This window comes from Cupriavidus sp. UYPR2.512, from assembly GCF_000379565.1.
GTDB lineage: Bacteria > Pseudomonadota > Gammaproteobacteria > Burkholderiales > Burkholderiaceae > Cupriavidus.
On sequence record NZ_KB903211.1, the window covers coordinates 1 to 12,756 of the forward strand.

General features: G+C 52.6%; 13 protein-coding genes. 3 read left to right on the forward strand and 10 right to left on the reverse strand.

The genetic code is table 11. The features are described from left to right. Positions 1-204, forward strand: a 204-nt coding sequence (locus tag A3A5_RS40115) for an integrase core domain-containing protein (protein WP_018310416.1), incomplete at its 5' end; no start/stop codon positions are given. A 626-nt stretch (positions 205-830) separates the two neighbouring features. Here the strand turns inward: A3A5_RS40115 and A3A5_RS0137065 are convergent. From A3A5_RS0137065 to nodB, 10 genes are all read right to left on the reverse strand, one after another. Next, positions 831-1,388 (reverse strand): hemerythrin domain-containing protein, encoded by a 558-nt coding sequence (locus tag A3A5_RS0137065; protein ID WP_026201506.1) that lies wholly within the window; start codon positions 1,386-1,388, stop codon positions 831-833. 863 nt (positions 1,389-2,251) lie between these two features. Beyond that, complete coding sequence (cysC, locus tag A3A5_RS42795) at positions 2,252-2,851, reverse strand: adenylyl-sulfate kinase (RefSeq protein WP_081624083.1); 600 nt, start codon at positions 2,849-2,851, stop codon at positions 2,252-2,254. A 163-nt stretch (positions 2,852-3,014) separates the two neighbouring features. Further along, the gene (gene nodU, locus A3A5_RS42800; protein ID WP_304412955.1) at positions 3,015-4,817 is read right to left on the reverse strand and encodes a nodulation protein NodU; all 1,803 of its coding nucleotides are present in this window, start codon (positions 4,815-4,817) and stop codon (positions 3,015-3,017) included. After that, entirely contained in the window at positions 4,747-5,370 is a 624-nt protein-coding gene (nodS, locus tag A3A5_RS42805) for a nodulation methyltransferase NodS (protein WP_081624088.1), read from the reverse strand. The genes nodU and nodS overlap by 71 nt, the downstream gene beginning before the upstream one ends. 99 nt (positions 5,371-5,469) lie before the next feature. Beyond that, a complete protein-coding gene (locus A3A5_RS42810) occupies positions 5,470-6,090 on the reverse strand; it encodes a NodA family N-acyltransferase (RefSeq protein ID WP_369797862.1) in 621 nt (206 codons plus the stop codon). An 88-nt stretch (positions 6,091-6,178) separates the two neighbouring features. Continuing rightward, entirely contained in the window at positions 6,179-6,907 is a 729-nt protein-coding gene (locus A3A5_RS42815; protein WP_081624086.1) for a sulfotransferase, read from the reverse strand. A 102-nt stretch (positions 6,908-7,009) separates the two neighbouring features. Beyond that, complete coding sequence (locus tag A3A5_RS0137090) at positions 7,010-7,798, reverse strand: ABC transporter permease (protein ID WP_026201507.1); 789 nt, start codon at positions 7,796-7,798, stop codon at positions 7,010-7,012. Between the two features lie 3 nt (positions 7,799-7,801). After that, positions 7,802-8,728, reverse strand: a complete 927-nt coding sequence (gene nodI, locus A3A5_RS0137095; RefSeq protein ID WP_304412956.1) for a nodulation factor ABC transporter ATP-binding protein NodI — start codon at positions 8,726-8,728, stop codon at positions 7,802-7,804. A 50-nt stretch (positions 8,729-8,778) separates the two neighbouring features. Continuing rightward, positions 8,779-10,131 (reverse strand): chitooligosaccharide synthase NodC, encoded by a 1,353-nt coding sequence (nodC, locus tag A3A5_RS0137100; RefSeq protein WP_018315485.1) that lies wholly within the window; start codon positions 10,129-10,131, stop codon positions 8,779-8,781. Positions 10,132-10,552: 421 nt separating this feature from the next. Further along, positions 10,553-11,263, reverse strand: a complete 711-nt coding sequence (gene nodB, locus A3A5_RS42820) for a chitooligosaccharide deacetylase NodB (protein ID WP_081624087.1) — start codon at positions 11,261-11,263, stop codon at positions 10,553-10,555. Between the two features lie 207 nt (positions 11,264-11,470). Here nodB and A3A5_RS0137105 point away from each other — a divergent pair, with 207 nt between their 5' ends. Both A3A5_RS0137105 and A3A5_RS45940 read left to right on the forward strand, forming a co-directional pair. Further along, the gene (locus tag A3A5_RS0137105; RefSeq protein WP_018315486.1) at positions 11,471-12,403 is read left to right on the forward strand and encodes a LysR family transcriptional regulator; all 933 of its coding nucleotides are present in this window, start codon (positions 11,471-11,473) and stop codon (positions 12,401-12,403) included. Between the two features lie 206 nt (positions 12,404-12,609). Then, positions 12,610-12,756: helix-turn-helix domain-containing protein (locus A3A5_RS45940; RefSeq protein WP_018311006.1), on the forward strand; the 147-nt coding region annotated here is incomplete at its 3' end.

Here is a 12,756-nt window from a genome sequence, read left to right on the forward strand (position 1 = left end):
AACGTGTTCGTCGAACGCCTTTGGCGCAGCGTCAAATACGAGGAGGTCTACCTGAAAGCCTACGACTCGGTCAGCCATGCGCGCCGCTCTATCGCTAACTACCTAACCTGGTACAACCAACGACGGCCCCATTCCAGTCTGGCGGACCAGACCCCGGATGAGGCATACTTCGCCACGCTGCCAGCGATCAAATCGGCAGCCTGACTGCCCCAGCGCTTCCACTTAAAAACTCCGGATCCCTGTCCGAACAAACGGTGCCACCTCTCTGTTAGGTGCGAGGCCGTGTGGAAACGTGTCTCGAATCCCACGCACGTCCCCGCCGTGGCCAGGCCGCGTTTTCGAATTTTCGGCCGGTCGTGGGACGAAGAGGGCAAACACTACTCAATAGGGGCGTAGCTGCAGTGCATGTTCAGCGGCGGGGCATTGATATTCATTGATATTCATTGTCTCGGTCAATGTAGATGAAAGTCCGCTCTATCAAATCTACCCCGCCTTTGCGTTGGACGTCATTGGCTTGGGCGCTTGCGACTTGTCGCTATCGAGCGCGCATCAGGATCAGTCATTGATACCTGACCACCTGGCAGCGTCTTGAACTCTTCCTTTATCTGATCGAGGTGATGCATTAGCTGACGTAGTTGCGCTATCTTCACGCAGCGTGCTTGCTTGCGGTCTTTTCACTCGATGAATCGGCTTCATCCGATCTCCCAATCTGAATGCGTTAATTCAGTCTAGGTGATCGAAACGTTTTCACACAGCCTCGTTCAATTATAGGTCAGAGTCGTCAACCTGTATTCCACTTGTGACCAGTGAAAGGATGTAGAACATCCCCTTCACGAATCCAATCGCTCCTCATCATGTATCTGTTTGCGTAACGTCTCGAAATGCTCCTGAAGACTTATCCCACGTAGCGACTGAGCGCTCGCCGGAACGACAACATCGACTTTCGCCCAATCCTCTGCGTTTAGCATCTTCACGGCTCGTGGTATAACCAGCTTCTCCTCGGTAGAAAGATGATTGCGATAGTATGCGAGATATACAGCTGCTAGTGCTACTAGAACGTCTCGGGGCGTTATAACATCCAATTCCGCCCCGTTAAAGTGCTCGAGTAGTTGGGCGCTAGTTTCCGCGATCACTTGATGCTCCTGCAGAAGTCGGTTGACTACAAGCTGCATATCGGGATATCGCTCCACCAGCAGGGAAAAGGCAACATCCTCTCGAGGATGATGGACGCGATCGCCATAATCCCGCATGTACTCCACGATCTTGGCTATCAATCGATAGTTCGGTTGTTTTCCCTCAAAAAAAGACCCAACTTGCTTTTGTAGCAGGTCAAGTAAGTGAGCGAAGTACAAATGATCGGTATGCCAATCGGAAATAGCATTGTTCATGTGGTTATCCAAGGAGAAAGTTCTCATTGGTATCTAAATTCCAATTTTGTTTTTATAAAAAATTGTCGTCCATAAAATCAAATGATAAATCAGAGAGACCAGAAAACTAAGTTGTGAGAAAAAAACTGTACACTGTTTGCGATGCGGACTCCATACGGTACAGATGCATTGCCTTTGCCTTCTGTCGACCAATTGAGATCGAAGTATGTCACGCGTTGATCAAACGAGACTGGTATTTCGATATCGATGGTGAGTTTGCACAGCGGTGTTGACCATGAGCGCTACAATACCAGGCCGAAGCTTAGAGGGGAGATATCGTCAAGGAAAGTTCACGAAATCCGAAAAAGCAATATATATGCCAATTGGCATGAACCCTTTGGAGAGACGCAATGGAGTTAGGCGCCGAATGTCATAGCTGCGACTGTTTTGTCGTGAACCGAACAAACGGCTAAGGGTTAGCGATCGCGAAAGGCGGAGAAATTTCCGGAATGCAACTCCAAAAAAGGCGAGCATGGGCGTACAGGCTGTCGCCTCAGAGCACTTAGCCCTACCGTGCTGGAGTTTCTGTGTTGATTCTCTATTGTCAGCGGGACGCCATCGCTTACCTAGTCGTCGTTCCACGTGTCCCCGTGCGAGGTGTGGTGTCGGTCGCGCATGCCAAGAAAGGCGACGCGTGGCCTAGCAAGCGCACCTACGCGGGCGCTTTTTTGGGCGAGATCGCAATTAGCCTCAAAGAAAGCTTTTGCCCCTGAGGTTGTTGGTGCTAGCCGGTAGCATTCGACGGCGCGAGTGAGTTAAAGCATCTGGGGTGTGTGACAGAGCGCCGATATGACAGTTCCTCAACGCACACTTTTTGGTCATATTTAATGACGCGCAAGCCAGTCCAACACAATATTGGATGCTTCATCGATGGACGATGAACATGTGTCGATAAAGACATCGGGAGTCATCGGTTTTTCATATGGAGAGTCGATGCCGGTGAAATTCCGGATAGCGCCTTGTCTGGCGAGTCGATATAGTCCTTTAGGATCGCGAGTCTCGGCCACGGGCAACGGTGCATGAACGTGAATTTCAGCAAAGACATGTTTGCAGGCGATGGACTTGGCAAGTTCTCGGTCGGAATGGAAGGGCGAGATTAGGCACACTAGCACGACGATGCCGGCGTCAGCCATCAGCTTTGCAACTTCAGCAACGCGCCTAACATTTTCGCGTCGATCCTCTTCGTTAAATCCAAGGTCTTTGCAAAGACCGCGCCTGACTGAGTCACCATCGAGAACATAAGTGAGGCGGCCGCATGCATGCAGAGCAGCCTCAAGCCTGTCGGCAATTGCCGACTTCCCCGCTCCGGACAGGCCTGTGAACCAGAGGATGGAAGGCGTCTGGCCAAGCAGTCTCGCTCTCGATTCCGGACAGACTCCGAAGTCGTATGTGTGAAGGTGGGAAGTGGAAGCATCGCTCTTCATATTCCGCATCCGTACGTGAATTGGGACTTTGCTTAAAACATTTATGGCGCCATGGCTTGCACATTCGGTCCTACTAAAGCTGCGTGGAAATTGAGCGCAGGTAGTTGAATGTCTAAACTCCCAACGCAGCAGTATGTCCAGAGCGAGGTCGCCTCTACCAGATCTATGCCCCTTGAGGGCACGCTAATTCGCCCGCGTTCAATGTCTGGGCACTTCTGTCGGTCTTACTCAATAGATGGCCATCGAACCAGACACGTTCCACACGTCCCCATTCACAAGCGGAAGCAGCGTCCGGAAAGAACCCCCGGCCGTGGCAATTCGCGCTTGTATTGCATAGCAAAGGAATACCCGTTAGCTTCTCGTATTCGATTAAAAGCTGTGCTACGGGATGTTCGGAACTTCTATGGATAGTTTGCAAACGGGCGGTCCCGTCGAGATGCACGACAGCAGGGATCTTGTCGCGCCATTCCTTACGCGTTTGATGATCGAATAGCATGTAGGGATCCGGCGTACCAGGCTCGAAGATGAAGATTGCTTTATCCTCGAGGCATATTGGCGCCACTGGGCGAAAGTGCTCCCGATGTTTGACATCGTTCAGAAGACTTTTCATTGCAGCAGAAGTGGGGGCTGCCAAAATGCTTCTTCCGCCCAAAGCCCGAGGGCCCAACTCGGCGCGATCCGCAAGAAAAACGACGGGCTTGTTATCCGCAAGTATGTGGGCGAGTTCCGAAATCGTACACGAAGACGCCGTCCATCCCGGGGGAACGGCGCCAAGTTTCGCGGCAGGTCCGCTATACACTGACCATTCCAACGGCATAAAGCCTTGGTCTGCTGCCATCGCGCAGCAAGCGGCACCGATCGCGGAACCGCTATCGTTGGGGAACGGAGGGACCCATATTGCAGCAAATAATCCGCTCTCGCGTAATGCGCTATTCCATTTGATGTTAAGCCCACATCCGCCAGCGATACACAGGTTCTGCGGTACTTGGATTGAATGGCGCTGCAGCGCCATTTCAATTTCATGAACGAGAAGGCGCTCGAGAAAGGCATGGAAGGAGGCAAGCACGTCTTCGTGAAGCTTGCCCTCAAGTCGCGGCACGCTAGCTTGGAAAAAATTACGGATAGGTTTCAGTGAGCCTTCAGGCGCCCTAATATTCCCTCGGTAGCTGAGCGCCAACTCGCTGTCACCTGTGAAGTGCTCTTGGTAAAGGTCTTGAAATATGGATACGATACTTTCGTCAACCGACCCGAGCCCAATATAAGCCATAAGCTTACCTGCCACGCCCAGATCCCACTCTGCTCCGCCAGGCTTCTTATAGGGTCCGAAATAGTGACCCGCTGCGGCATAGATATGGCCTATTAGGGGGAAGAGACAGTCAACGCGGCGCGCCCCGTCACGCTGCACGTGATACAGCCTTGGGACGATGCCGCCATCCCAGACCAGACAAAGGGCAGGTTGCCCCTTTTGCGCAAATGGGCTCGTACAGTATGCGGCGGCCACGTGCCCTGATACATGAGGAAAACTCTTGTACGGAAATGAACCGTCACCGAGCACCAAACCGGTACCGTCGAGAGAGACGAGGATATCATTGGCGTCGCTCTCGGCATACGGTGCCCCTTTTAGGCTGACCGGAACTGACCCACTTCGAACGTGGAACCAAGACTCCACGTCTCCGTCCCAGCCATCAATAACAAACAGGTCTATATCTTCAGCACCCAGCCCGTGTTCCGCCAAGACGACGGCAATTTCCTCCAGGTTATCAATTTCCTGATAGCGCTGATTGTTGTCTCGCTTTTCCTGCTCGATGCAAAAAGCCAATTTCCCATCTTCGACCACGGCAATGGCTCCGTCGTGCGTTAGCTTGATCCCGCAGATGCGCATGCTATTTCTCTCTCTAATTCGGTAAACTTGTTTGATGTGAACCGGCTGCGGATTTTCGAAATCGCGCCAGCGAGCAACGCTCATTGGGCGATTGCCCTGTGCATTCAAGGTGCTCCACTTCAGTCAGTTCTTCTTTGAGCATAGCAAGCACAGTTTCCGCGCCAGCAATGTGCCCCCATTTCCGGCAACTGTCATCATGAGACGATCCGAATACCAGTTGGCCGGCAGGCGCGAGCATTCCTGCGAGCTTTCGTATCGTAGTTCGTACATCTGCAAGATTATCTAAATAATAGAGAACCTCTGCGACAACGATTAGATCGAACTTGTCACGCGTCGAGAAATCCTTGACATCTGAAACGATCCAAACAGTGTTCGGTGGCTCTTTCAGTCGTTCGCGCGCTCTGGCTATCGCTTGTGGAACAACGTCTATGATCGTGAGTCGTTGGCAGTGGGGCACAAGTTTCTCTGTGAACGCCCCAGCAGCGCATCCCACTTCAAGCGCATTGGTGACCTGTCCCTCGGCGACTGACAATTGAAGCATATGCCTGTGACGCTCGTGTTCGTAAGGATTAGTGTCGAGCCGCCAAGGGTCTTCTGCATCCAGTTCACGACGCAGCAATTCGAGGTTTGAAAGCATAGGCAAATCCCCTCCGTCCTTGATAGTGGAGCCTAACTCACGCATCCTTCCTGCCAGAAGGATACCGATGCTAATCTAACCAGTAACTAGCAACACGTTTCATAGCTCAGGTCCGTTGCGTTCGATAGTGACCCCGTCCGGCCATTCTTGCATCGAACAGCTAATTGGCAGAATCACCGCGAGGACGTCCTCGACGCGGGTAGAAGGCAGATCCAAGTGGACGTTCGGAAGAGTTGATCGCACGCGAATTCCCTCAATGATCGTTCCTATTCCATATCGGCACAATCGGGTAAAGTGAGTCTTCAACGCGTGCCGGACTGTCCCGAAGGCGAATGGTACGCGAAGTTCTTGAAGCACGGGATACATTGCACGGACCGATTGGCTAATCCCAAGTCCTTCAAGGTCCGGACGAACTCCGTATAGACCTAGTTCCGCGACAAGGACATCGGCTGAATTTACTTTGATGAAACGACGTAGCGCGCCCATATGAGCCGCAACGCCTTGCGAATCGTACGCTATCGCGCGAAGTTCGGGCCGTGCCCCGGCCCAACTTCGACCACTTTCAAACGGCTTCGCGTTGAAAGGGCCGGTCGGTCCATAGGTTGCTCTGAAGAACTGAGCCAACTCTAAATGATCGGAAAGCTGAAGCTCATTTTCCCAGCATAGTTTCCACTGAACTTTTGGTGACGACATAGAAGTAACCCTATTGGAAGAATTCATAGGTCATCCACTGCCACCGGGTGACCAATTTATCAAGTTAAAACGTGAAAAACTATACGGTCTCTCAAGCGCAAAGGTGTGAGCCATTCTAGGCTTCAAAATAACTCGTATACCGTCCCCCTGTGAAGTGGCGCTTTAGCTCTAGAAAATTGCACACCGTCTCGTCCAGAGGTCGCACTTCTTGACGCCGAAGATCTGTGCATACCGAGTACGCGTGTAAAGAAATCCCTAGGAATGACAAAATCGTCTCTAGGCATGCGGCTGGATCGCTCAGCAAATCCTCATAGTCGATCGTAAGAACGCGCTCTGGCTTGAAGGAATTCGCGACCCGAGTGTGGAAGTCGTCAGCGGCCCTGAAGTAGGCTTCGCACTCTTCAGTGGTCAATGTTACGGTGGGCGGAGCTGTGGAGTCGTGGCACGTACCGTACTTTAGCCATTGGCCGCTTGTCCTTGCCTGGACGAGGGATCGTAGTGACTCCAAAGGGTTTCTGCGGATTAACAATATCACTCGGAGATGTGGCCATCTTGTCAACTGCTCAAAGAATCCGGGCCGCTCTTGAAACTGAGGTTGGTTGATCTTGCAGCCAACGTGCATGAGCGCCATCTTTCCGGAGCGGGTGGGGTAATGTCGATAAGCTAGCTCAAGAAGTTCCCGATCGCTACGTAGGAGACGGGTATTATCTGGCCAATTCATATCGTACGGATTGAGCAATTCGCCATTGCTCGACACGTTTGGATGCACATTCAGCAATTCTTCCAGATAGTGCGTACCTGTTCTGGGCATCCCAAGGATTACGAATGGTGCGGCTATTGGCATGGTTTCGTTCGCGGCGTGCGCAGGTGTACTTTGAGTGGTTTGCGGCGGTGCGAGGCGGATTTCTTTTCCTAATTGCACCTGTTCATAATTTCGTTACAGTCATCAAGACATCAGACGCCGGCGAACAAGGTCTGTCGATAGGAAGAACGGCAGTATTGCGTAAAGACAAAGTACGGACACATGCAGACCGATGTTCGCTGTAGGACGTGCAAGCATTGCGGGGCGGATGAGTTCGACAGAATGGGAAAGTGGCAGGATTCTTGAAACCAGTTGAAGAGCTCTTGGGAGCTGCTCAACTGGGAAAATGACACCACTCAGGAAAAGCATCGGTGTGAGAACAAGCGTTTGGTAGAACACAAAGTAGTCGTAACTCGGCGCAATCGCGACGAGAACCATAGCCAGGCTTGCAAACGCGAAGCCAGTTAGGATAACGACCGGTATTACAAGAAGAATATTTGATAGGTCCGCATACCCTAATGTTGCGGATACGGCGGCCACTGCCGTGCCCGCCAATAGGGCTTTGCTCGCAGCCCACGTCATTTCACCGAGGACGATGTCGCCAACCGTGAGCTTTGTGCACAGGACTGCTTCCCACATGCGTTGAGTATGCATCCGAGAAAAGGCCGCATAGATTGTCTCGACTGTCGCGGAAGTCATTGCACTCGCTGCAACCATGCCGGCTGCGAGAAACGCAACATATGCAGAACCTTCAACGCGATCTATCAGTATCCCAACTCCGAAGCCAAGGCCGAACAGATACATCATCGGATCTGCAAGATTGCCAAGAAGCGAAACAAGAGCGGCCTTCCTCCATGCCAAGAAATTGCGGCGCCATACAGTGCGCCAGTTCCAAGCATTGGCGGGTAAAGTCATCATGAGTACTTCACGCATTATTCAGTCCCTGATTTCACGTCCGGTTAGCCGCAAGAATACGTCTTCCAGATTTGCCGGTCGTTGTAGGACGCGCAGACCCGAGTGCGCGAGTAAAGGAACCCGAATCTGTTCCAAATCGGATGCGTAGCAGAACAGCGTCTCGCCGCTTACTTCGGTTCGGGGGCCGTATGGCGCTAATAATGAACGCAACTCATGTGGTTTGCCGCCATACACTTCCAGCACTTCGGTCCCGATCTGTTTTTGGATCAGGCCCTGTGGAGTTCCCTCAGCGATCTTGCGTCCGTTCTCTATTACGCAAAGCTGGTCGCACAGCCGCTCCGCCTCTTCCATGAAGTGAGTAGTGAGAAGAATTGTCTTGCCCTTCGTTAGCAGCGAGCGCAATCGCTCCCAGATCAGGTGACGAGCATGTGGATCCAAGCCGGTTGTAGGCTCATCCATTACCAGAAGTTGTGGATCGTTGATCAGCGCTCGCGCGATAGTCAAACTCCTTTTCATGCCGCCTGACAGTTCCGTGACGCGAGCCTGGGCTTTGGTCTCAAGATGCGCGAACTCAAGCAGCGATGGAATCGCTGCCTCAATCTCGTCTGTGCTCATACCAAAGTAGCGCCCAAATATCATCAGGTTCTCGCGTACCGTGAATCCTGGTTCAAGATTGTCGAATTGCGGAACGACGCCGATGCGCGCCCGGGCTCGGCGTGCTCGTATTGGTACCGGCTCTCCCAGGACCGTGATCGTGCCGGCGTCAGGCATTGCCATTCCGAGAACCATTCGCGCGATGGTGCTCTTGCCCGCGCCGTTAGGACCCAACAAGCCGAAGCATTCGCCAGACTTTACACAAAACGATAGATCATTGACGACAAGCTTGTTGCCATATGACTTTCTAACGCCGGTGAACGTGATCGGTGCAGTGGACATTAAGCTCGAAATCTGGGTGTACCGTCTTCAAAGGGAAGCTTGTGCTAGTGATTCCAGTCGTGTTACTCGGTATAAAATTCATTACCAGATGTCATGCATGTCGGCGGCTGGCACTTCTTACCTGCGGTATCAGAGTGAGAAGTGGAATGCGTTTCCCCAGCGGCGTATGTTGCCGGAGCTTCCGGTGATGGATCGACGGGTTTCCAATGCGGGCTATTGATTGGCTGGCCCCGCGACAGCCAATCACTGTTGCCGAGCGTGCACAATGCATAGGCTTTCACCGGAAGTAGAAATATAAGGTTTATGAGGGTATGGGCGGAGAATCCAAGAAATCTAAGCTGTCGAGCCCGAATAGCTGCTACGGAGGAGCGAACCAACGTCATTGAAGCAATTGTCAGGCACGCCTGCCAAGGCACTGTGGCCGTCGTCACCAGCTGTATAACTCCACCGAGCACTGACACTGCAAGCAATAGCGAACCGACGTTCTGCGCAAGGGTGTCCAGCGTAAGAAAGCCATTGAGACGGGGCAGTAGACGTAAGGCGAGGAGCGTGTCACGGTAGGTGCTGCGTGCCCACCGTAGCTGTTGGCGAAGATACGGTAAGAGCTTATCTGGCACAACAGTGGCTGCGATAGCGCTAGCAACATACTCCGTTCGATAGCCTGCAGTCAGCATGAGAATCGTCAGATGGCGGTCTTCGCCAAAATCGCTTTGCTTTCCCCGGAAGAACTGGGTCTCGTATTTATCTAGGAGAAGATGCAGCGCGGAGCGACGATATATCGCACAAGGACCGCAGCAACACATAACGGCGCCAAAACGCCCCTGAGCCGCGCGCTCCTCGTTACAGGCGAGCCAGTACTCCATATCGATCAATCGGGTCAACCAAGACTGTTTTCGATTGCTGGCTGTCAACTGGCCCATGGCCGCGCCGATCGATGGGTCGCCCATCTTCCGCACAAGGTGCTTTACGACGTCTTGGGCCAGCGTCGTATCTGAGTCGACGTTGAGTATGAATTCTCCATACGAAGAACGTATCGCGGCAATCTGCGCTTTGCGTTTGCCTACATTCCTAGGAAGAAGAATGAAATTAAACCTTGCATCGTCCTCATAGTCCCGGTAGACCATGGCCAGCGCGTCACGGTTGCTTGAACCGTCATCGACTACATAAATGTTCAATACTCCGGCATACTCCTGCTTTGCGATGGAAGTAAGGCAATCTCTGAGCGTGACCGGGTCTTCGTTGAAGCAAGGCACGATTACATCGACGTCTGGCAGCCTGTCCGGCCCAACCACGTTGGTTGGCAAACAAGCGCCCCGCGTTGGTAAACTATGCAAAACCTGGGCGCTCTTATAGATGGTCGATAGTAGTGCGTACAATAAGACGGAAGTGGTGCTGATTGCGGCCGGTATGTTCATCTGATTTGTCAGGGGGGGCGTTAAGAAATTTTCAAATAAAAGACTACTCTGATTCGCAGAGAGAATCAGATGAAAATCCGCGAGCAAGTCCTAATGGCTAGCATTGCGCGCCTTAGATCAAGGTCGATACGATTCTGTTCGATGCAACCTATGTGTGGCGTTTCAATTTGTTGGGAACTGAGGCGGCTAGCGCAAGACTTGTGAGAATCGAGCCGGCTGCGTGGTTTGATATTAGCGTGTTGAGCAAGGCCTCGTTAATCGGGCAACGCGGAAAATTTGCTCAGCACTATCTGTTTTTCGGTGTCAGTAATTCCTGACGTGCTCACCTCAGAGCCCGACGAAATATGGATTAATGTTCCCTCCAAGATAACTGAGGTTAGTAGAGAGCCACATTCGCAAAGTAACTACTTGGAATACAGGTCTAAGCGGTCCGGACTGGATCAGTTTGTCGGGGAAAATTAGGAAGAGAGCTGATCACAAAGTTGCGCTCCTTCAATGCTGAAATCATGCGAGGAAGCGCCATGACGGTTTGCTCTCGTGATGCAGTGCAGGCACGTGATACCAACTCGTTCGGTGGACTGCCATCATGCAATAGCACGATTGAACCTGGTTGGACGGTCGCCAACACAGTATCGACGATCGTATCAACCCCTGGGCAGGACCAATCTTGGGGGTCTACCGACCAGTGAAGCGGTGTAAGACCCGCTTTCTGAGCTTCGACGCATAATTCAGGGGTCCATACTCCATACGGTGCGCGTAGGAAACGCACGCCAGGGCCCGGAGAGGCCTTGTCAATTATCGCGTTCGTATCAAGTATTTCGCGTCGTACCATATCGGGCGCGCATTTTGACAGATCGGGATGCGTCATCGTGTGGTTAGCAATTTCGTGCCCTTCAGAGATCATCCGCCGAACTAGGTCCGGATGTTCTACCGCGTAAGCCCCAAGGACGAAGAACGTGCCTGGAACCTCAAATTGCCCCAAGATGTCTAGGATCTTCGGTGTCCATATCGGATTTGGGCCATCGTCAAATGTAAGGAAAACCTTAGGTCGTTTGACGTTAGCGTCACGTTCCCGAATTGCTGGCGGGCAAGACAAACGCTTCGATGCTTCGCTGTGCACCTTTTCGGCCATGATTCGTTACGTTACCTATGTCGTTCACGTGTAAGCTTTCTGTCTCAAAGTGCACCGTGCGCAATGCGCCATGCGGAGCCGACAAGCTGTACGGTACGTGCGCCTCTGTTGCCCTAAATTGAAAGCCGCCGTAACTTTGCGGGAGCGGTGTTAATTTGTACAATCGATTGTTTCGATATCAATCATCCATGATATGGATGCCTCAACATGCGCTTCAAAGGCCTTGATCTCAACCTTCTCGTTGCACTGGATGCACTGATAACGCACCGCAATCTAACAGCCGCGGCGCACAACATCAACTTAAGCCAACCCGCTATGAGCGCAGCTGTAGCGAGGCTGCGAGACTATTTCAGTGACAATCTATTCGTGATGCGGGGGCGCGAGTTCGTCCCGACTGCTCGCGCGATGGAGCTGGCGGGGCCGGTTCGGGAAGCACTATCGCACATCCAGCTCTCGATCATCTCACGTGATGTATTCCAGCCATCTAAATCGAAACGCCGCTTCAGAATTTGTCTTTCGGACTTCATGACACTCGTCTACTTTAAGAAGGTCATGAAGCGTGTCGCATGTGAGGCTCCCGCGGTCAGCTTCGAATTGTTCTTTCCCGACGACGAGCCGGGCGAATTGCTTCGACGTGGCGATGTCGATTTCCTGATCTTGCCGGAGCTGTTGTTGAGTGATACACATCCCAAGGCGCGCCTTTTTGAAGAGAAGCTCGTGTGCGTAGGCTGTACGACAAACAAACAGCTGTCTCAGCGACTTGCTTTGGAGAAGTACGTGTCTATGGGGCATGTGACGGTAAGGTTTGGGCGTTCCCGCCGACCCTCGATAGAGGAATTCTTCCTCCTCGACCTGGGCTTCAAGAGGCGTGAAGAAGTTGTAGTACCAACGTTTGACCTGGTCCCGCCGATGCTGTCTCGTACCAATCGCATCGCAACGCTTCCGCTACGACTAGCTAAGTATTTTGGGGAAGTGATTCCTTTGCGTATCGTCGATGTACCACTGCCACTTTCCTCGTTTACTGAAGCTGTCCAATGGCCTGTGCTCCATAACGGCGACCCGGCGAGCATCTGGATGCGCCAGGTTCTACTGGAGGAGGCGAAGAGCTTGGCTAGTGTTGACGCGAAGAAGCGTGGCTGATAAATGATATCCGGGCCATTACGAGAGACGACAATTGCGTTGTCTGTTGCGGGGGTGTATTGGGGGGGGGCAATTCCTTCAGTGCAGCAGGGCCGATGTTCTAGTGTAGCGTTCTGTTCTTGATGGAACCTATATGAATTCGGCGTCTCCAATGCCCACACTGCGACACAGCGTGGAGAGAGTGAGTGCGAGTTGCCCCCGAGATCATGTTGACCGACGAGGAGCGAACCAATTTGACGAGGCTGGTTCGGTCGAAGCTCACGAGCGTGAGGCTGGCGCAGCGCGCGCGCATTGTGCTGCTGGCCGCCAACGGAATGCAGAACAAGGACATCGCCGAGCAGTTGGGAGTCGGA